The sequence below is a fragment of the Candidatus Palauibacter irciniicola genome, assembly GCF_965208695.1.
In the GTDB taxonomy this organism is placed as follows: Bacteria; Gemmatimonadota; Gemmatimonadetes; order Palauibacterales; family Palauibacteraceae; genus Palauibacter; species Palauibacter irciniicola.
Genome location: NZ_OZ242352.1, coordinates 177,519 through 196,587, shown reverse-complemented (window position 1 = coordinate 196,587; position 19,069 = coordinate 177,519). Strand labels below are relative to the sequence as shown.

The window sequence follows — 19,069 nt, the reverse complement described above, 5'->3', positions numbered from 1 at the left end:
CACCCGACACGTCACCAGGAGTCATCTTCCGTCTCCATGAAAGCGATCCGCAAACCCGGGCCGGCCCCCGGCCTCGTGCTGTGCGACGCGCCGGTGCCCGAGATTCGCTCCCGCGACGTGCTGGTCAAGGTGCGGCGGGCGGGGATCTGCGGCACGGACCTGCACATTCACCAATGGGACCGCTGGTCGCGGCATCGCGTGAATCCGCCCGTCACGCTCGGCCACGAATTCATGGGAGAGGTCGTCGAGACCGGCCGGCTGGTCCGGAACATCGAGGTCGGCGACCGCGTCTCGGCGGAAGGGCACCTGGTCTGCGGACACTGCGAGTACTGCGGCACGGAGCAGGCGCACGTGTGCCGGGACACCCGGATCATCGGCATCGACCGGGACGGCGCGTTCGCGGAATACGTCTCCATCCCGGCGGCGAACATCATCCACGTCCCCGACTCCATCAACGACGACCTGGCGGCGGTGTTCGACCCGCTCGGCAACGCTTTCCACACGGTTCTGCACACGGATGTGGCGGGACGGGTCGTCGCCGTGGTCGGCTGCGGCCCGATCGGCCTGTTCGCGGTCGGGATCGCGCGCGCGGCGGGAGCCTCCAGGGTCATCGCGGTCGAGCCGCACGAGGGGCGGCGGGAACTCGCGGCGCGGATGGGCGCGCACGACTGCCTCGACCCGGCGGAGGGCGACGTGGAGGCGCGGATCGCCGACCTCACGCACGGCTACGGGGCGCACGTGGTGTGCGAGATGAGCGGCCACCCGGCGGGCGTGCGCTCCGCGTTCCGCATGTGCCGCAACGGAGGGTACGTCCGGCTGCTGGGGCTGCCGAAGGACCCGGTGGAGGTCGACCTCGCGCGCGACGTCATCTTCAAGGGTCTCCACGTGTACGGCGTGGTGGGGCGGCTCATGTACCGGACGTGGATCGAGATGCGGGACTTCCTGGCGTCGGGACGCCTCGACGTCGAGCCGGTGATCACCCACCGGCTCCCGTTCGACCGCTTCGAGGAAGGGTTCGACTCCATGTATTCCGGCGAGGCGGCGAAGGTCGTCCTCATGCTGGACTAGCCGTTCGGTCCCCGTGGCGCGCGCCGCCGGCACCGTCGTCCCGGCCTTCGCCGCCGCCGCGCTGCTGGCGGCCGGGTGCTGGCGGATCGGGGAGGGCACCGCCGGCGAGGCGCTCGTCACCTGGGTCGCGTATCCCGAGACGGTGGAGGTGGGCGCGCCCTTTTCCTTCGAGTTCGGCGGGCCCGTGTCCGAGGACCAGTGCGGCCGGCTGGACACCGCCACGCTCGCGGTCACCGACTCCTCGATCGAACTCGCGGCCCGGCGGAGCACCTTCCGCACCATGTGCGCGCCCCAGCACGTCAGCTTCTACGAGGCACGGCCCATCACGCTGGAGACGCCCGGGCGCTACCGGATCCGCACCGCGACCGACATCGACCTCGGCACGCTCGTCGCGACGGACAGCGGAGGATTCTCCGGCATCCGCACATGGGGCGAGGGGACGATCCGCGAGGCGGCCGGGTGCTGGCTGTTCGGGCCCGGATGGATCGGCAGCCAGCGGGTATTCGCGCTCGACGGCCTCAGCCCCGAGCTTCGCGAGGCGGGGACCGACCGCGTCCTCCATGTCCGCGGGCGGTTGCGAGGCTTCATCTCGTGCGGCAACTGGGGGTCGCGCCCCAGAATCCGTGTGGATACCGCGTGGGCCACCGACAAGCGCGTCGGCGATCTCTACCCCTGAGCGATTCGAGTGCGGGACGGCGCGATCATGACACTGTATGAGGAGCGGGATGGGATGACGTCGAACGTGAACCGGGGCCTCGAGCACCGCCTCGTCTCCGAACTCGGGGAGATGAGGGAGAATGGGGTTCACAAGGAACTGCTGCACATCATGGGGCGGCAGGCTCCCGTCGTGGACATCGATGGCCTGGGCGTGACCATCAACATGTGCTCGAACAACTACCTGGGCCTGTGCGACGAACCCTCCGTGATGCAGGCGGTGAAGGACGGAGTGGACGAGTACGGCGCGGGGACCTCCTCGGTGCGCTTCATCTGCGGGACGTTCGACATTCACCGCGAACTCGAGGCGAAGATCGCGGACTTCCTCGAGACGCCGGCCTCCCTCACCTACACCTCCGCGTGGAACGCGAACGAGGGGCTCTTCGCGCCGCTCCTGGGTGCGGATGACGCCCTGATCTCGGACCGGCTCAACCACGCCTGCATCATCGACGGGATCCGCCTCTGCAAGGCGCGCCGGTTCATCTACGACCACATGGACATGGGCTCGCTGCGCGACGCCCTCGAGGCGAGCCGCGACGCGCGCCACCGGCTCGTCATCACCGACGGCATCTTCTCGATGGAGGGCGAGATCGCGCCGCTCCCGGAGATCCGGGAACTGTGCGACCGCTACGACGCGATCATGGCCGTGGACGACTCGCACGCGACGGGGGTGCTGGGCGACACGGGACGGGGGACGCCCGAGCACTTCGGGATGCACGGCGAGGTCGACATCGTCACGTCGACGCTCGGCAAGGCGCTCGGGGGCATGGCCGGCGGGTTCACGGCCAGTTCCGAAGCCGTGATCGACTATCTCGTTCAGGCGTCGCGCACCCAGTTGTTCACCAACGCCCTGCCCTGCCACTCGGCGGCCGGGGCCATGGCCGCGATCGAGCACCTGGAGACGCATCCGGAACTCGTGGCCCGGCTCCGCGACAACACGGAGTATTACCGCGAGGGGTTGATCGAACTCGGATACAAGCCGATTCCCGGCGGCACGCCCATCGTCCCCGTCATCATCGGGAAGACGGCGGATGCGATCCGGCTCAGCCGCGAACTGCTGCGCGAGGGCGTGTTCGTCATCGGGTTCGGGTATCCGGTGGTCCCGCGCGGGGAGGCCCGGATCCGCTGTCAGCTGTCGGCCGCGCACGAACGCGAACACATCGACGCCGCCCTCGCCGCCCTGAAGAAGGTGGGCGAGCGGCTCCACCTGATCTGACGCCCTTGGCGCCGCGGAGACCGCAGGGAGCATGGGATCGCGAGGGAGCATGAAATCGTGACTGAGCGCGGACTGAATCGGGAGTTGCCCGGGGGGATGGTCATCGCCCCGTCCATCCTCGCCGCGGATTACGCGCGGCTGGGGGCGGAGGTGGCCGAGGCGGAGGCGGCGGGCGCGGAGTGGTTCCAGCTCGACGTCATGGACGGGCACTTCGTGCCCAACCTCACGATCGGGCTGCCGGTGCTGGAGTCGTTGCGCGCGGTGTCCGACTCGTTCCTCGACGTGCACCTGATGATCGACAACCCCGGCGAGTTCCTCGAGCCGTTCGCGGCGGCGGGCGCCGACATGCTCACGGTCCACCAGGAGGTGTCGGCCCACCTGCACGGCGACCTGCACCGGATCCGGGAGCTGGGTTGCTACGCCGGGGTCGCGCTCAACCCGGCCACGCCGGCGGAGACGCTGTCGGAAGTCCTGGGCTACGTGGACCTCGTCCTCGTGATGACGGTGAACCCGGGGTTCGGGGGACAGAAGTTCATCGCCGAGGCGGTGCCGAAGATCTCCACGGTGCTCCGGATGGCGGCGGATCGGGGGCTGGCGCCGCCGGCCATCCAGGTGGACGGGGGGATCGATCCCGCGTCCGCCCCCGTGTGCGCCGCGGCGGGGGCGTCGGTGTTCGTGGCCGGTTCCTCGGTCTTCCGTTGGGCACCCGGCATCGCCGCGAACATGGCGGCGTTGCGCGACGCGCTCGCGCCCTACGGCTGAGGACGCGATGAACGACGGCCTCTCCCGCGACGAACTCGTCCGCTATGGACGTCACGTCAGCATCCCCGAGGTGGGGGTGGAGGGCCAGCGGCGCCTGCTGGCTTCGAGCGTGCTCATCGTGGGCGCGGGGGGGTTGGGTTCGCCGGCCGCGCTCTACCTGGCCGCGGCGGGGGTGGGACGGCTCGGCCTCGTGGACCACGACCGCGTGGACCTCTCCAACCTGCAGCGCCAGGTGCTCTACGACACCGATTCGGTCGGGACGCCGAAGCTCGCCTCCGCGCGGGCGCGGCTCGCGGGACTGAACCCGGACGTCGCCGTCGAGACGTTCGACGCGCGCCTGGAATCGGGGAACGCGCTCGAGATCCTCGAGGGGTGGGATTTCGTCATCGACGGGAGCGACAACTTCCCGACCCGGTATCTCGTGAACGACGCCTGCGTGATGCTCGGGACGCCCTTCGCGTACGGGGCCATCCTCCGCTTCGAGGGGCAGGCGTCGGTGTTCGCGGCGCCGGATGGGCCCTGCTATCGCTGCCTGTTCCGGGATCCTCCGCCTCCGGATCTCGTGCCGAACTGCGCGGAAGCCGGGGTGCTCGGGCGTCCTGCCCGGCATCGTGGGGTCGATCCAGGCGAACGAGGCGATCAAGTGGCTGGCGGGGATCGGCGAGACCCTCGCCGGGCGCCTGCTCCTCATCGACGCGCTCCGCATGGAGTTCCGCTCGCTCGACATCGCCCGCGACCCCGAGTGCGTGGTCTGCGGCCCCGAGCCGACGGTGACGGAACTCATCGACTACGAGCGCTTCTGCGGTGGGACGGCGGACGGCGGGCGGACGGCGCGGCGGAAGGCGGAGAGTGCGATGGACGACTTCGACATCGACGTACACGAACTGAAGCGCCGGATCGATGCCGGCGAGCGCTTCCAGCTCATCGACGTGCGCGAGGACTACGAGTGGGCGATCTGCAACCTGGAGGAGGCGGGGGCGCGGCTCGTGCCGCTCGCCACGCTCCCGCAGGCCGTGGAGAGCCTGGACGCGTCGGAACCCCTCATCATCCACTGTCGTTCGGGCCCCCGCGGCGACCGCGCCGTCGAATACCTGCGCGCGGTGGGGTTCGACAACGCCGTGAACCTCGCGGGGGGGATCCTCGCGTGGGCCGAGGAGATCGACCCGGCGATGCCGCAGTACTGATGGGGGCCTGAACCCGTGGCGGCCGCCGCTCCCCGGATCGTTTCGCTCCTCGCGTCGGGGACCGAGATCGTCGACGCCCTCGGCCTCGGCGAATGCCTCGTCGGCATCTCGCACGAGTGCGATCATCCGCCGCACCTCCTCGACCGGCCCCGCGTCAGCCGCCCCCGCTTCGACCCGGAGGGCCTCTCGAGCGGGGAGATCGACGCCGCCGTGCGGCAGGCCATGATCGAACACGGCAGCGTGTACGAGATCGACGGGGCCGTCCTCGAAGGGCTCGACCCGGACATCATCCTCACCCAGGCCGTGTGCGAGGTGTGCGCCGTGCCGACCGGCGGGGTGCAGGAGGTGCTCGGGGCGCGCGGGATCGATGCCGAGGTCGTGTCGCTCGACGCGCACACGATCGAGGACATCCTCGCCTCGCTCACGCAGGTGGCGCGCGCCGTCGGCGATCCGGACGTCGCCCGCGACGCGGGGGGCTCGCTCCGAAGCCGACTCGACGCGGTGCGCGTTGCCGTACAGGACACCGACCCGCTGCGGGTGCTCGGGATAGAGTGGTTCGATCCGCCGTTCGCACCGGGCCACTGGGTGCCGGAGATGATCGAACTCGCCGGCGGCCGGAACCTGGCGGGCGAGGCGGGGCAGCCTTCCCGGGAGGTGGCGTGGGAGGAGATCGGAGACCTCGATCCCGACGCGCTCCTCCTCATGCCCTGCGGCTATGGCCTCGAAGCGGCCCGGCGGGATGCCGACGCGCACGCCGAACGTCTCGGGGAGATGGCTCCGCGCGCGGTCGCCGAGGGACGCGCCTGGGTCGTTGACGCCTCCTCCTACTTCAACCGCTCGGGCCCCCGCTTCGTCACCGGCATCGAGATCCTCGCCGGCCTGCTCCACCCCGACCGCCTCCCCACCCCGGATCCGGCCGTCGCCGCCGTGTGGAGTCCCCCAGCCTGAAGGCCCTCGCTCAGGTGGTGGCGGGGATCATGATGAACCCCGCCGTTGCAAAGTGCCGGTCCAGAGTCAGGGCCTCCTCGATCCCCAACTCGGACATGATCGCGAAGCTCGTGGCGTCGGCGAGCGAAAAATCCTGGTCCGCGAAACGTCGAATCCACGAGTCAACGGCCGTGTCTTCCCGTTCCGGTGTCACATGCTCGATCCGATTCGGAGGTCGCCGGACCGCTTCGAGGAAGGCGAGCGCGACCTCTCGCCCCACGCGCCGCAGCAGCAGCGCGTGGCTCTCGGCCACCACGAGGTTGGAAGTCACGACGGCGACGCCCCGCCGAACCCGGACGCGAAGAGCCTCGACGAGCGCCTGGTGATCCGGGTGTGCGCCGTCAGCCAGGGGATACCAGGCGCTGGTATCGACGAATACCGCTTTCACTTCGAGCGGCCACCGGACTCACCGCTCCGGTCGGATGACCACGAGTCGATCTCGGCGTCGGCAAGAACCTCATCGTGAGCGCGCGCCACATCCAGACTCGGTTCTCCCTCGCGCGGCGGCGTCCCGTGGAAGAGGCCAACGATCGAGAGCGCCGGGTGGAGATCCGGATCCAGGAGTTGGGATTCCAGCGCCTCGAGACCTTTCCTCAGAACGTCCGACTTGGTGGTATCGAGGGTGTCCCGAAGCCGCTCCAAGCGCCTCCGTTCGGAGGGCGCAAGGTAGACCTGGACGGGCTCGCGCACCCGCCCCACGTCACGCTTCCGATCCACATCACGCTCTGAATCATGAATAGACATCATGATTCATGATATCGTGCACCACCAGGAAACGCGAATGACTCGAAACACGAACCGGGCTGCCGGGGCAGGATTGCGTGCGCTAGCCGCGGAAGGGGGGGTAGTGGCCGAGGTCGTAGGCCCGGATGGAGAGGACGCCGCGCGACCCGATCCCCACTTCGGCGAGGGTGCGCGTCTCATCGCGGATGCGGCGCTCGGCGAACTCGGTGTAGAAGTCGGCGGGATCGTCCGAGGAGCGCTGGAGCATCGCGCGGATGCCGAAGGCCTTGGCGTCGGCCACGGTCGTGTCGGCCGGCAGTTCGGCCACGTGCTCGAGCCAGCGGTCGGGCATGATGAGGCGAACCGTGATGGCGTTCATGCGGCTCCCGGTGACGGCTTCAGCGCCGGCTTCAGCGGTCACGCTCAGTGGACGTTGCGGAGGGTGTAGAGGAAACGCTTCGCGAGGTCGGTCACGTCGAGGCCCACGACGCGGTCCGTCTCCACGCGGACGTTGGTGTGGCCGCCCGCGCGGTCGACCGCAAAGCGGGCCAGACCGATCTCGCCGGCGAAGGTAATGGATGCGTCGGTCTCCTCGTGAACCTGAAGCCTGGAGTGCTCGCCGAAGAAGCTCTTCGCGCGGTCGAGCACATCTTCCGGGGACAGGTCGGTGATCGTGACGTATCGCATGTGGATTCCGGTTCGGCCAGCGGGTCCGGGGACGGCTCCGGCGGAGCGGAACGTCCTCGAGCGGGGCGCAAGATCTTGCGCCTCCAGCGGCCCGTCAACCGACGGCGCCGCGAGCCTCGAGCGAACGATTGGCCAGATGCCCCCGGGGGCGATACCATCTCCCGCCATGAACCCGCCAATCTCGTTCGGCCGCTTCTTTCTGCCCGGCCCGACCGAAGTTCCTCCGGATCTGTTCGACGCCATGCGGCGACCTGTCGTCGGGCACCGGAGCGCCGAGGTCTCGGGCCTGATCGAAGCGATGCAACCGTCCGCGTCGCGACTCTTCCGGACGTCGCGGCCGGTGTATCTGTCGACCTCGTCCGCCACCGGCATGATGGAGGCGGCGATCACGAACCTCACGCGCCGCCGCGTCCTCTGCCTCACGAACGGATCGTTCAGCAAGCGGTTCCACGCGATCGCCGAGGCGACGGGACGCCCCGCCGACGCGCTCGAGGCGGAGTGGGGCGAGCCGAACCTCCCCGAGCGCTTGCACGACGCCCTCTCGGAATCGCCGGGACGGTACGACCTCGTCACCGTCGTCCACTCGGAGAGTTCGACCGGCGTCCTCAATCCGCTGGAGGAACTCGCCGCCGTCGTCCACGAGTTCGACGACGTGCTGATCGCCGTCGATACCGTCTCGTCCCTGGCCGGGGCGCCGGTGAAGACGGACGAGTGGGGACTGGACTTCGTCCTCACGGGTTCGCAGAAGGCGGTGGCGCTGCCGCCGGGCCTCGCGCTGGCCGTCGCGTCCGAGCGGGCGCTTGCCCGCGCGGAGGAGGTCGAACACCGGGGCTTCTACTTCGACATCCTCAAGTTCGAGAAGAACCTCGAGCGCTGGCAGACGCCGAATACCCCGGCTGTCTCGCTCCTCTTCGCTCTCGACCGGCAGTTGAACCGGATGATGGAGGAAGGGCTGGAGGCGCGCTGGGGGCGTCACGATGCCATGGCCCGGCGGACGTACGAGTGGGTGGACCGGACGGCCGCGCGAACGGGCCAGCCGTGGCGCGTGCTCGCGCCGGAAGGCTACCGTTCGCCCTGCGTAACCGTCATCATGCTTCCGGAGGGTCTGACCGGTCCCGAGGTCGTCTCGCGCGCGCTGGCGCATGGGTACACCGTGGCGGCGGGGTACGGGGCCCTGAAACAGTCGTCGTTCCGGATCGGACACATGGGCGAGCATACGCTCGACGAGCTGGAGGCGCTCCTGGCCGTCCTCGACGAAGTTCTGTGATCTGAACACTAGCCACGTGCCGTGAGCGAGACGCCGTGAGCGATTCTGCCGGAGACGCCCAGCGCCTTCTCATCGCGGATCCCCTTCTCCCGGAGGGGATCGAGACGTTGCGTGCCGCGCCGGGGATCGCCGTCGAAGACCACAGCGAGGGGGATCGGGAGGGGCTCCTGCGCGCGCTGCCGGGCGCGTCGGCGCTCATCGTTCGCAGCCGCACGAAGGTGGATGCGGAGCTTATCGAAGCCGGCGACACCCTCCGGGTCATCGGCCGCGCGGGCGTCGGCGTGGACAATATCGACATCCCCGCCGCGACCCGGCGCGGGATCGCGGTGCTGAACGCTCCGGCCGCGAATACCCAGTCGACCGCCGAGTTGGCGTTCGCGCTCCTCCTTGCCGCGGCCCGGCGGATTCCGGAGGCGGACGCGAGCATCCGCGCGGGGGAGTGGCGCCGCAAGGAACTGCGGGGCATCCAGCTCAGCGGCAAGACGCTGGGGGTGATCGGGCTCGGCCGGATCGGCGCGGAGGTCGTGTGGCGCGCGCGGGCGTTCGGGATGCGCGTGATCGCCCACGATCCGTTCGTGAGCGCCGAGCGGGCGAGCGACCTGGGCGTTGAACTCGCCGACTTCGACGCGCTTCTGCCCGCGTGCCACGCGATCACCGTCCACGTCCCGCTCTCCGACGAGAACCGCGGGTTCATCGGCCGCAAGGAGATGGCGGCCATGCGGCCGGGTACGATCCTGATCAACGCGGCGCGGGGCGGACTCATCGACGAGGCCGCGCTGGCCGACGCGCTGCGGAGCGGCCACCTGGGTGCGGCCGGACTCGATGTGTTCGCGACGGAGCCGCTCCCCACCGACAGTCCGCTGCGCGACGCGCCGCAACTCGTATGCAGTCCCCATCTCGGAGCCTCGACCTTCGAAGCCCAGCGGCAGGTCTCCCGGCAGATCGCCATCTCCGTGCGCAACGCGCTGATCGAGGACGACTTCAGCGCGGCGCTCAACGCCCCGTTCGAGGCCGAGGTTCGCGACGGAGCGGGACCCATCATGTACCTCGGCCGCTGTCTGGGCCGCCTGCTGGCCGGACTCCACGACGAGGCCCCGCACCGCATCGAGGTCCGCTACGGCGGGCCGCTCGATGGCGTCCTCGGGCCCCTCGCGGCGAGCGTTGCGGTCGGTTTTCTCGAACGCCGGGTCGACCCGCCGCTCAACGTCGTGAACGCGCTGTCGATCGCGGCCGAGCGCGGTCTGGAGATCGTGCGCGTCCGCACGCAGGCCGTCGGGGACTACACGAACTATGTCGAACTCGGGGTGCGGTACGGCCGGCGGGCGACGGACGTCGTGGGCGGCGCGCTGATGGGTACGCGGATGGAGCCGCGGATCGTACGCGTGGGGAAGTTTCGCGTCGACACGCAACCGCTCGGCACCTGCCTTTTGATCCGCAACCGGGACCGGCCCGGCGTGATCGGCGCGGTGGGCACCGTGCTCGGCGAGGCGAACGCGAATATCGCCGAATACCACCTCGCGCGCCGTCGCGGCGGAGGCCGTTCCCTCGGCGTCGTGCGGATCGACGGCGAAGTTCCGCACGAGGTGCTCGGCGGCCTGACCGCACTCGACGAGATCGACGAAGTCCGCCAGATCCACTTCGACTGACCTGGCAGGCCGTGGAAGAAACCTAGCGGCTGAAGTAGCTCCGCGTCTCCCGCCACACGAGGCCTGACAGGAGCAGGAGTCCCACCAGGTTGGGGGCGGCCATGAGGCCGTTGAGGATGTCGGAGATGAGCCACACGACATCGAGTTCGACGACCGCGGCGAGACCGACGACGAGCACGAACACCAGACGGTAGGGACGGATTACGCGTTCGCCGAACAGGTAAGCGAAGCTTCGCTCTCCGTAGTAGGACCACCCGAGCATCGTGCTGAAGGCGAAGGTCGCGAGGCCGAGGGCGACGATGATGTCCCCCGCGCCCGCGAGGAGGCTCGTATCGAAGGCCAGTTGCGTCATGTTCGCGCCCTCGGCCCCCGACTGCCACGCACCCGTCGTGAGGATCGCGAGTCCCGTCAGTGTGCAGACGACGATGGTGTCGATGAACGTCTGCGTCATGGAGACGAGGGCCTGCCGCACCGGCTCGCGCGTCTGCGCCGCGGCGGCGGCGATCGCGCCCGTGCCCAGCCCGGATTCGTTCGAGAAGATCCCGCGCGCGACCCCGAAGCGCATCGCCTGTAGTACGGTGTAGCCGAGGGCCCCGCCCGCCACCGCCTGCCCCCCGAACGCGTGCTCGAACACGAGCCGGAACGCCGCCGGGATCTGCGCCGCGTTGGAGATGAGGACGATGGCGGCGACGCCCATGTAGAGGACGATCATCGCGGGCACGATGACGCTCGCCACCCGTCCGATGGACCGGATCCCCCCGATGATGACGAGGCCCACGGCCGCCGCCGTGACGAGCCCCATGACCCAGTGCGGCACGTGAAACGACTCGTTCATCGCGTCCGCGACGGCCTGCGACTGGACGCCGTTGCCGATGCCGAAGGCCGCGAGGGTCGCGAAGAGCGCGAAGGCAATCGCGAGGCCCCGGCCGAGGCTGCCCCGTCCGAGACCGTGCTCCAGGTAATACATGGGGCCGCCCGCCTTCTCCCCCCGGGCATCGGTCTCCCGGTAGCGGACGCCGAGCACCGCTTCCGCGTACTTCGTCGCCATCCCGAGGAGTCCCGTCACCCACATCCAGAAGAGCGCGCCCGGGCCGCCCGCGCCGATGGCCGTCGCGACGCCCACGATGTTCCCCGTGCCGACCGTTGCGGCCAGCGCGGTCATGAGCGCCTGGAAGTGCGAGATGTCGCCCTCGCCCCCCGGTTCGCGGCGCTTGACGAGCGCCAGCCAGAGGGCGTGCCCCAGCCGGCGGAACTGGAGGCCCCGCAGCAGCAGCGTGTAGACGAGGCCGGTGGTGAGGAGGAGGATGATGAGGGGGACGCCCCACACCCAGGCTTGAATCGCCTCCAGGGTTCCGACTGCGGAAATTGCTGTCACCTCGTACCGGAGGTCATCGGGGGAGGGCGCGCCGGACGGCCGCGGCGAGCCGGTGGTGACGTTAGACGCGCCTTGGAGCCGCCGTCAACGTAACGGGACCCGCGCGGAACTTCCGGCGGTGGGCCCGCACTTTGGACGGACGGACGGCTTGCGTACCTTCCCTGCCGCTGGGCGAAAGCCCGCGCACGACCCCTTGTCCAATTCATTCTTCGGGATCCCACGCTTGAACCAGGACCAGTCGGAGCCCGCGGCGGGAACGGCCCCACCGCAGCCGGAGGCGCTCGAGCCCCTTTCGGGCGCGATCGAGCGGGGGCGCCACCTCGCACTCATCGCCGCCGAGGGGGCGGGCCTCGCGCCGCTCTACGCGGCCGCCGCCGTGCGGGATCTTGCCGCCGGCGAGGCGGGGGCGCGCGCGTTCGTGCTCACGGCCACCGGGGACCGCGCGCGGCGCTGCGCGGCGGGCATGCATGCCGCCGCCCGGGCCGCCGGGTACGAGGTCGTCGTCGCGCCGGGCGCCGCGGGCGGGGCGGTGGCGCGGGCGCCGATCCTCGTCGGGCCTCCGGCCGTCCTGCTGGAGGGCGTGCGAAGGGGCGACATCCCGGCCGCGGCGCTGTGCACCCTGGTCCTCGATGACGTGCGTGCGCTCGAGCCGGCGCGGGCGGCCGTCGAGGCCGTGGTGCAGGCCTCGGGCGACGGGGCCCGTCGGATCGCGACGACCCACGCCCGGGATGCGGGGTTCGACGAGCTGATCGAGCGCTGGCTCCCGCGCGCGCGCCGGTGGCCGAACGAACTGTTCGCCGAGCCGCGGGCCGGGGAGTCGGAGGCGGGCGGCGCGACGGGCATTGCGATCGCGGTCGCGAGCCGGGCGACGCGCGAGGGCCGGCTGGCCCGCCTGGCCGAGTTGCTTCGCGACCTCACGCGAGCCGACGCGGCGGCCGCCGTCAGCGTCGAGACGGCCCCCGACGCGGTCGCGGATGTGAGCACCGCGCTCTCGCTGGCCGGGCTGCGCGTCGCCGGGTCCGAGGAAGCCGGCGCGGACGAGGCCGACAGCGGCGCGGCGGTGCGGGTCGGGGCGTGGGGCGAGGTCGACCCCGCCGCCCATGCCGTCGCGTTCGAACTTCCGCCGACGCCGGAACCCCTCGCCCGCGCGGCCGCCCCCGCCGAGCGCTGCTACGCCATCGTCGACTCCCTGCACGAACGTCAGCTCGAGCTGACGGCGTTGCGGGCCGGGCTGCGGGTCGCACCGCTGGCCGAGTCCGCCGATCCGGCGCTCATGGACGACGTGGCCGCCTTCCGGGCCCGCGTCGCCGACGCGCTCGGGCAGCAGGATCTCGCAGCCGGGGCGCTGCTCCTCGCCCCTCTCATCCAGGAGCACGGCGCCGCGCGCGTGGCGGCCGCCCTCGCCGGACTCCTCCGGGCGGCGGACCGGCCGGCTGCCGGGGCCCGGGAGGCCGCACCCGGCGACGCACCGTCCGGCGACACCGCGGCCGCGCCGCCCGACAGGAGCGCCCGGCGCGCGACTCGCCCCACGTGGACCAAGGTCTTCGTCGGCGTCGGCAAGCGCGACGGCGCGGGCCCCGGCGACCTCGTCGGCGCGATCACCGGCGAAACCTCCGTTGCGGGCGGACAGATCGGGCGCATCGACATCCGGCAGAACTTCACCCTCGTCGACATCGATTCGCTGGCGGCCGACGCGGTGGTCCGCGGCCTCGACGGCAGCCGGATCAAGGGGCGCCAGGTCGTCGCGCGCCTGGATCGCGGGGCGCGATGAGTCGGATGGGCCTCGTGCGGCGCCTGTTCGACTTCAGCCGGTTCGAAGGCCGCCTCCTCGGGGCCGTCGTCTTCACGGTGAGTCTCACGCTCATCGGGACGATCGGCTTCGCTCTCATGCCCGAATACGACCTGTCGGACGCATTCTTCATGACCGTGATCACGGTCTCGGCGGTCGGGTACGGCGAAATCCGGACGCTCACGGACGGCGGCCGCATCTTCGCGAGTTTCATGATCGCGGGCGGCATCGTCACGCTCGCGATCTGGTTCGCCCTCATCACCGCCACGCTCGTCGAGATGGACCTGACCCAGTCACTCAAGAAACGAAGAACGATGAACAGGATCGACCGCCGCAGGGACCACGTGATCCTGTGCGGGGCGGGCCGCACCGGCCTGGCTGCGCTGAAGAGGCTCGCCACGCGCGGGACCCCGTACGTCGCCATCGAACGCGACCCCGCGCAGATCGAGGAGGCACGCCGGATCGACCCCGACGCGCTGGTCATCGAAGGGGATGCGACCGCTGACGACGCGCTCGTGGCGGCGGGGATCGAGCGGGCGCGCGGGCTCATCGCCTCGCTGAGCGCGGACACCGACAACGCATTCGTGTGTCTGGCGGCGCGCGAACTGAACCCGGACTTGACGATCGTGGGGCGGGCGCGTTCCGAGGATGCGGTGAGCAAGCTCAAGAAGGCCGGCGCCGACCGCGTCGTCTCCCCCAACTCGACGGGCGGCATCCAGATGGCCTCGCTCGTCCTGCGGCCCGACCTCACGCTCTTCGTCGACTTCGACACCCCCGGCGACGCCGGCGGCATGGGCCTTCTTCTGGAGCAGGTGTCCGTGCCGGAGTCCTCCGAGGTCGCGGGACTCACCCTGGCCGAGGCGAAGATCCAGGCCAGAACCGGCCTGCTCGTCGTCGCGATCCGGCGCGGACGCGAAGCGGGCGGTGACGCGGAGGGGTTCGTCTACAACCCGGGGTCGCAGGAGAAGCTGCGGGCCGGGGACGATCTCGTGGTGCTCGGACCCCGGTCCAGCTTCGACGAACTGCGCGACGTCCTGAGCTGACCTCCGAAGCCGAGCCCGCCGCTCAGAGCTTCTCGGGATTCTCCTGGAAGAAGGGCCGCCACTTCTCCTCGGGCGAGGGCGGCGTGAGGAGGCTCACGACGATCAGGAGCCCGAGCGAGATGAGGACGCCGGGGATCACGATGTAGTCGCTCGAAGCGAAGTCGAACGCGGTCCCCCCGATCGTGGCGGTGAAGTTCACGCCGAACCGCGACAGGAGCGCGATCCCCACGATGCTCCCGAGTCCGCCCGCGATACACGCCACCCCTCCCTGCGGCGTCACGCGGCGCCAGAGGAAGGCGGCGAGGAGCGCCGGCGTGAGGCTCGCCCCGACGAGCGAGTAGGCGTAGAGCGCCATCGCGAGCACGGTATCGAACTGCGTCAGCAACACGAGGCCCAGCCCGCCGAACAGGACGACGCAGAGGCGCTGCAACGCCAGCTTCCGCCCCTCGCTCGCGTCCGGATCCACGAAGCGTTCGTAGAGGTCCCGGCTCACGTTCGTCGAGGGCACGAGCAGAAACGTGTTGCCCGTCGAGAGCACGATGGCGACCGCCGCGGCGAGGAGGATCGCGCCCCCGACGATCGGCAGGCCGTTAGCGGCGATGTGAAGGATGATCGTCTCCGACGCGGCGCGGCCGACCAGCGACACCTGCTCCGGGTCCGCGAGTTCCGGGAAGACGGCGCGGCCCACGATCGCGATCAGGGCCAGCGTCGTCTCGATGAAGACGACGCCGAGGAACATGCCGACCACGGCCTTCTTGGCCGACCCCGCGTCCTTGGCCGAGAAGAACTTCTGGTACATCCCGCTCTCGCCCAGGATGAGCAGGAAGGTGGGCATCGCGACGCCGATGACCCAGAGCACGTTGTGTCCCCCGAGCACCGTGAGATGCTGCTCCGGCAGTGCGGCCGCGATCTCCCCGACCCCGCCGTTCGAGAACACGAGATAGGGGAGACCGATGACGATGCCGAGGGTGATGATGATCCCGTTCAGGAGATCGACGGAGACGATCGACACCATTCCGGCGAGCGCCGTGAACGCCACGATCGTGACGCAGGTGATGATCATCCCGGTCGTGGGAGAGATCGCGCCGTCGGTGACGATGCTCAGGATCCAGCCGCCGCCCCGGAACTGATAGGCGGCGATCGTGACGTAGGCGAGGATGATCGCGACCGTGCCGAGGATGCGCGCCGCCGCGTTGTAGCGCTGTTCGAGCAGGTCCGGGACGGTGTACTTCGCGATCGAGCGCACGCGGGGCGCGAGGTAGAAGGCGACGAGGAGGCCGACCCAGGCGCCGAAGGAGAACCACAGCTCCGCGATCCCCGTGCGGTAGGCCAGCCCGGCCCCGCCGAAGAGCGACCCCGACCCGATCCAGGTGCAGATGAGCGTCCCCACGAGGAGCGCCACTGGCACGTTCCGGCCCGCCACCATGAAGTCCGCGTGGCTCTTGATCTGCCTGGAGCGCCACACGCCGATCCCGATGAGGATGAGCGGGTAGCCGAAGACGGCGATCGTCAGCAGGTCCATCCGCTACTCCCCTTTCGACATGCGACGCTTCAACTCCTCGAGCATCGCGTCCGCCCGCGCCTCCCGCAGTTCCCGCTCGGCCACGAAGTCCCGCTCCGGCGCCCCGGCCATCGGGTCGAGCGCCTCGTCCACCTGGCGGCGCGCGTCGTCGAGGTCGCTGCTTCCCTCCATCTTCTCGGCCATGCGGTCGAACGCATCCACCGAGTCGAACCGGTCGGCGGAGTGCTGGATCGCCTGCGCGCGCCGTTGCTGCACGCTGAGCGAATCCCGCCGCGCCATGGCGCTCTTCAACTGTTCCGCGCCCTGCGCCGCCTCGGCCTTCTGCTGCTGGAGTTCGGCTTGCGTCCCCTCGGCCTTGAGGACGAGCACCTCGAGCCGCTGGCGGTGCCGCGCCGCGAAGCGGTTCGCGACCTCGACCGTCTCCGCATCCCCGATCTCGGCCGCCTTCGCCGCCCGCCGCTCGGCGACCCGGGCCGCCTCCCCCTCCCGGTCGGCCTGGCGCACCTGCGACTCGAGCAGCCCCTCGAGTTCGGAGATCCGCGCCCGCGTATCGACGAGTTCCTGGCGCATGGCGCGGATGACGCGGTCGATGTCGTCCTCGGACGCCCCGGGCTGCTTCGCCTCCATCCGGTCGAGCGCTTCGTCGACCATCTGCCTGAGTTTTCTGAACATGGCCCCGCGTCTAGTGTAGCTCGGTGACTCGTGGGTTTGTGCGACAGTACACTAGCAGCCCCCGGCAAAACGCCGCCACCGCCGGGGAAGGGGTCTCACGCCCAGGGCGGCGGAAGGATGATGATGGACGGATCGACCGGCACACCGACCCCCGCGCGGAGGACCTATCGGATCGCGGGCATGCACTGCTCGGCCTGCGTGGGCTCCGTGGAGAAGAGCCTCAACGCGGTGGACGGCGTGGAAGCGTCGGTGAGCCTGCCGGCCGAGTCCGCGACGCTGACGCTGACCCGGGACGTGGCGTTCGAGGAACTCGCCGCGGCCGTCGAAGGGGCCGGATACGAGATCGAACCCATCGCGGACGTGGACCGGGGCGAGGCCGAGCGCTCGCGCCTGGCGGAGGCGGAAGCCCGCTCGCGCGAGGCGTGGAGAACCATGTGGACCGCGTGGGCGCTCACGGTCCCGGCCATGGTGTGGATGCTGCCGGAGATGTTCGCGGGCCTGCGCTGGCCGTCGCCTCTCGTCTTCGATCTCGGCGTCACGCTGCTCGGAGCCGCCGTCCTCGCCGGGCCGGGGGGACCGACGCTGCGCAGCGCGTGGCGTTCGGCGCGCGGCCGCACGCCGAACATGGACGTCCTCATCGCGCTCGGAGCCGGCGTCTCCGTGCTCACGGGGGTGTGGGCGGTCCTGCACGTCCTCGGGTTCGCCCCGATGATCATGAACTTCGCGCCGGTGGGCGCGATGATCGCCGCCATCCACCTCACGGGTCGCTACGTGGAGGCGAAGGCGCGCGGCCGCTCCTCGTCGGCGATCCAGGCCCTGTTGTCGCTCGAGGCGCCCGCCGCCCGGGTCGAGCGGGAGGGCGCGCAACTCGAGATCCCGACCCGCGACGTCGCGGTGGGCGACGTGATGATCATCCGCCCGGGCGAGAAGATTCCCACGGACGGCATCGTCCTCGAGGGGCGGAGCGCGGTCGACGAGTCGCTCGCGACGGGCGAGTCGATCCCGGTCGAGAAGGAACCGGGGTCCTCCGTCCTCGGGTCGACGGTGAATCACTCCGGCGCGCTTCGGGTGCGGGCGACGGGCGTGGGCGAGGACACGTTCCTGTCCAACGTCATCCGTCTCGTGGAGGAGGCGCAGGCGAGCAAGGTCCCGATCCAGGAGTTCGCGGACCGGGTGACCGCCATCTTCGTGCCCGTCATCCTCGTCGTCGCGCTGGCGGCCTTCGCGGGCTGGTTCGTCGTGCCCGGACTCTTCACGGAGGCCGCGCGCTGGGCGTCGGGGTTCATCCCGTGGGTGAACCCGGAACTGGGCCGCCTCTCGCTCGCGCTCTACGCGGCAGTCGCGGTGCTCGTCATCGCCTGTCCCTGCGCGCTCGGGCTCGCCACGCCCACGGCGCTCATGGTCGGGACCGGCCTCGGCGCGACCCGCGGCGTCCTCATCCGGGACGGGGCCGCCGTCCAGACGCTGGACCGGGCGGACACACTCGTCTTCGACAAGACCGGCACCCTCACCCGCGGCGCGCCCCGGGTGGTCGAGATCTTCGCGGCCGGCGAAGCAGCCGAGGGGCGCGTACTCGCACTCGCGGCCGCGGTGGAGGACGCGTCGGAGCATCCGCTCGCCCGCGCCGTCGTCGAGGAGGCGCGCGGGCGCGGCATCCCCTTCTCCCGGGCGGGCGGCGTGGAGGCCCGGATCGGGATGGGCATCGTCGGCGAGGTCGATGGCCAGCGGGTCTCCGTGGGGAGCGCGCGGCTGCTGCGCGAGGAGGGCATCCCGGAGGAGGACATCGCCGACGTAGAGCGGCGTTTCCGCGACGCCGCGCGCACGGTCGCCTGGGTGGCCGCCGGCGGGCGGCTGCTCGGCGCGATCGCGATCGCCGACCCGGTGAAGGAAGACGCGCGGGAAACCCTCCTCGAGCTGAGCCGCCGCGGCTTCCGGACCGTGATGCTCACCGGCGATCATGAAGCCGTGGCGGCCGCCGTCGCCGAGCACCTCGGCATCGACGACTTCCAGGCCGGGCTGCTCCCCGCCGACAAGGTCGAGGCCGTGCGGCAACTCCGCGCCGAGGGCCGCACCGTGGCCTTCGTCGGGGACGGCATCAACGACGCCCCCGCGCTCAAGGCGGCGGACGTCGGCATCGCCGTGGGGACCGGCACGGACATCGCGATCGAAGCTGCGGACATCACCCTCGTGCAGGGAGATTTGCGCTCCGTGCTGCGCGCGACGAAGCTCGCACGCGCCACCTTCCGCAAGATCCGCGAGAACCTCTTCTGGGCCTACGTCTACAACGTCGTGGCGATCCCGGTCGCCTTCCTCGGCCTTCTCCACCCCGTCATCGCGGAGGCCGCGATGGCGCTGAGTTCGATCTCCGTCGTCACGAACGCGAACCGCCTCCGCCGCGCGCGCCTGTAGCGACG

At 70.7% G+C, this 19,069-nt stretch carries 17 protein-coding genes and 1 pseudogene; 11 read left to right on the top strand and 7 right to left on the bottom strand.

What is annotated here, in order from left to right:
• Nucleotides 1–36: 36 nt before the first annotated feature.
• From tdh to ACOGI9_RS00835, 6 genes and pseudogenes are all read left to right on the top strand, one after another.
• The gene (gene tdh, locus ACOGI9_RS00860; protein ID WP_419858029.1) at nt 37–1,068 is read left to right on the top strand and encodes an L-threonine 3-dehydrogenase; all 1,032 of its coding nucleotides are present in this window, start codon (nt 37–39) and stop codon (nt 1,066–1,068) included.
• A 13-nt stretch (nt 1,069–1,081) separates the two neighbouring features.
• The gene (locus tag ACOGI9_RS00855) at nt 1,082–1,744 is read left to right on the top strand and encodes a hypothetical protein (protein ID WP_419858028.1); all 663 of its coding nucleotides are present in this window, start codon (nt 1,082–1,084) and stop codon (nt 1,742–1,744) included.
• 27 nt (nt 1,745–1,771) lie between these two features.
• Complete coding sequence (locus ACOGI9_RS00850; RefSeq protein ID WP_419858027.1) at nt 1,772–2,998, top strand: glycine C-acetyltransferase; 1,227 nt, start codon at nt 1,772–1,774, stop codon at nt 2,996–2,998.
• Between the two features lie 96 nt (nt 2,999–3,094).
• Entirely contained in the window at nt 3,095–3,760 is a 666-nt protein-coding gene (gene rpe / locus ACOGI9_RS00845) for a ribulose-phosphate 3-epimerase (RefSeq protein WP_419859306.1), read from the top strand.
• 7 nt (nt 3,761–3,767) lie between these two features.
• Nucleotides 3,768–4,944: pseudogene (gene moeB / locus ACOGI9_RS00840) on the top strand (molybdopterin-synthase adenylyltransferase MoeB).
• Between the two features lie 15 nt (nt 4,945–4,959).
• A complete protein-coding gene (locus ACOGI9_RS00835; RefSeq protein WP_419858026.1) occupies nt 4,960–5,892 on the top strand; it encodes a cobalamin-binding protein in 933 nt (310 codons plus the stop codon).
• 10 nt (nt 5,893–5,902) lie between these two features.
• Here ACOGI9_RS00835 and ACOGI9_RS00830 read toward each other — a convergent pair whose 3' ends face one another.
• The 4 genes from ACOGI9_RS00830 to ACOGI9_RS00815 form a co-directional block, all read right to left on the bottom strand.
• Entirely contained in the window at nt 5,903–6,319 is a 417-nt protein-coding gene (locus tag ACOGI9_RS00830; protein WP_419858025.1) for a type II toxin-antitoxin system VapC family toxin, read from the bottom strand.
• Nucleotides 6,316–6,648 (bottom strand): hypothetical protein, encoded by a 333-nt coding sequence (locus ACOGI9_RS00825; RefSeq protein WP_419858024.1) that lies wholly within the window; start codon nt 6,646–6,648, stop codon nt 6,316–6,318. The genes ACOGI9_RS00830 and ACOGI9_RS00825 overlap by 4 nt, the downstream gene beginning before the upstream one ends.
• Nucleotides 6,649–6,757: 109 nt before the next feature.
• The gene (locus ACOGI9_RS00820; RefSeq protein WP_419858023.1) at nt 6,758–7,033 is read right to left on the bottom strand and encodes a hypothetical protein; all 276 of its coding nucleotides are present in this window, start codon (nt 7,031–7,033) and stop codon (nt 6,758–6,760) included.
• Nucleotides 7,034–7,077: 44 nt separating this feature from the next.
• On the bottom strand, nt 7,078–7,341 hold the full coding sequence (locus ACOGI9_RS00815) for a hypothetical protein (protein WP_419858022.1): 264 nt from the start codon (nt 7,339–7,341) through the stop codon (nt 7,078–7,080).
• 166 nt (nt 7,342–7,507) lie between these two features.
• On the opposite strand from ACOGI9_RS00815, the gene ACOGI9_RS00810 reads away from it, so the two are divergent.
• Together ACOGI9_RS00810 and serA are read left to right on the top strand one after the other, a co-directional pair.
• On the top strand, nt 7,508–8,608 hold the full coding sequence (locus ACOGI9_RS00810; protein ID WP_419858021.1) for a pyridoxal-phosphate-dependent aminotransferase family protein: 1,101 nt from the start codon (nt 7,508–7,510) through the stop codon (nt 8,606–8,608).
• A gap of 35 nt (nt 8,609–8,643) precedes the next feature.
• Nucleotides 8,644–10,254 carry a phosphoglycerate dehydrogenase gene (gene serA, locus ACOGI9_RS00805; RefSeq protein ID WP_419858020.1) on the top strand — a complete coding sequence of 537 codons (1,611 nt, stop codon included), beginning with the start codon at nt 8,644–8,646 and terminating at the stop codon, nt 10,252–10,254.
• A gap of 22 nt (nt 10,255–10,276) precedes the next feature.
• Here serA and ACOGI9_RS00800 read toward each other — a convergent pair whose 3' ends face one another.
• Nucleotides 10,277–11,629, bottom strand: coding sequence for an alanine/glycine:cation symporter family protein (locus ACOGI9_RS00800; RefSeq protein ID WP_419858019.1), 1,353 nt, complete (start codon nt 11,627–11,629; stop codon nt 10,277–10,279).
• A gap of 223 nt (nt 11,630–11,852) precedes the next feature.
• Here ACOGI9_RS00800 and ACOGI9_RS00795 point away from each other — a divergent pair, with 223 nt between their 5' ends.
• Both ACOGI9_RS00795 and ACOGI9_RS00790 read left to right on the top strand, forming a co-directional pair.
• A complete protein-coding gene (locus tag ACOGI9_RS00795) occupies nt 11,853–13,400 on the top strand; it encodes a DbpA RNA binding domain-containing protein (protein WP_419858018.1) in 1,548 nt (515 codons plus the stop codon).
• Nucleotides 13,397–14,461, top strand: a complete 1,065-nt coding sequence (locus ACOGI9_RS00790; RefSeq protein ID WP_419858017.1) for a potassium channel family protein — start codon at nt 13,397–13,399, stop codon at nt 14,459–14,461. Before ACOGI9_RS00795 ends, ACOGI9_RS00790 begins: the two co-directional genes overlap by 4 nt.
• Before the next feature lie 22 nt (nt 14,462–14,483).
• Here ACOGI9_RS00790 and ACOGI9_RS00785 read toward each other — a convergent pair whose 3' ends face one another.
• Both ACOGI9_RS00785 and ACOGI9_RS00780 read right to left on the bottom strand, forming a co-directional pair.
• The gene (locus ACOGI9_RS00785; RefSeq protein WP_419858016.1) at nt 14,484–15,983 is read right to left on the bottom strand and encodes a sodium:solute symporter family protein; all 1,500 of its coding nucleotides are present in this window, start codon (nt 15,981–15,983) and stop codon (nt 14,484–14,486) included.
• 3 nt (nt 15,984–15,986) lie between these two features.
• Nucleotides 15,987–16,655 (bottom strand): hypothetical protein, encoded by a 669-nt coding sequence (locus ACOGI9_RS00780; protein ID WP_419858015.1) that lies wholly within the window; start codon nt 16,653–16,655, stop codon nt 15,987–15,989.
• A 120-nt stretch (nt 16,656–16,775) separates the two neighbouring features.
• Between ACOGI9_RS00780 and ACOGI9_RS00775 the strand changes: the two genes are divergently transcribed.
• Nucleotides 16,776–19,064 (top strand): heavy metal translocating P-type ATPase, encoded by a 2,289-nt coding sequence (locus ACOGI9_RS00775; protein WP_419858014.1) that lies wholly within the window; start codon nt 16,776–16,778, stop codon nt 19,062–19,064.
• Nucleotides 19,065–19,069: the final 5 nt, after the last annotated feature.

Excerpts from the sequence above, each read along its gene's own strand:
- tdh (WP_419858029.1), top strand. The coding sequence starts at position 37 with ATGAAAGCGATCCGCAAACCCGGGCCGGCCCCCGGCCTCGTGCTGTGC.
- ACOGI9_RS00850 (WP_419858027.1), top strand. The coding sequence starts at position 1,772 with ATGACACTGTATGAGGAGCGGGATGGGATGACGTCGAACGTGAACCGG.
- rpe (WP_419859306.1), top strand. The coding sequence starts at position 3,095 with ATGGTCATCGCCCCGTCCATCCTCGCCGCGGATTACGCGCGGCTGGGG.
- ACOGI9_RS00820 (WP_419858023.1), bottom strand. The coding sequence starts at position 7,033 with ATGAACGCCATCACGGTTCGCCTCATCATGCCCGACCGCTGGCTCGAG.
- ACOGI9_RS00815 (WP_419858022.1), bottom strand. The coding sequence starts at position 7,341 with ATGCGATACGTCACGATCACCGACCTGTCCCCGGAAGATGTGCTCGAC.
- ACOGI9_RS00810 (WP_419858021.1), top strand. The coding sequence starts at position 7,508 with ATGAACCCGCCAATCTCGTTCGGCCGCTTCTTTCTGCCCGGCCCGACC.
- ACOGI9_RS00790 (WP_419858017.1), top strand. The coding sequence starts at position 13,397 with ATGAGTCGGATGGGCCTCGTGCGGCGCCTGTTCGACTTCAGCCGGTTC.
- ACOGI9_RS00785 (WP_419858016.1), bottom strand. The coding sequence starts at position 15,983 with ATGGACCTGCTGACGATCGCCGTCTTCGGCTACCCGCTCATCCTCATC.
- ACOGI9_RS00780 (WP_419858015.1), bottom strand. The coding sequence starts at position 16,655 with ATGTTCAGAAAACTCAGGCAGATGGTCGACGAAGCGCTCGACCGGATG.
- ACOGI9_RS00775 (WP_419858014.1), top strand. The coding sequence starts at position 16,776 with ATGATGGACGGATCGACCGGCACACCGACCCCCGCGCGGAGGACCTAT.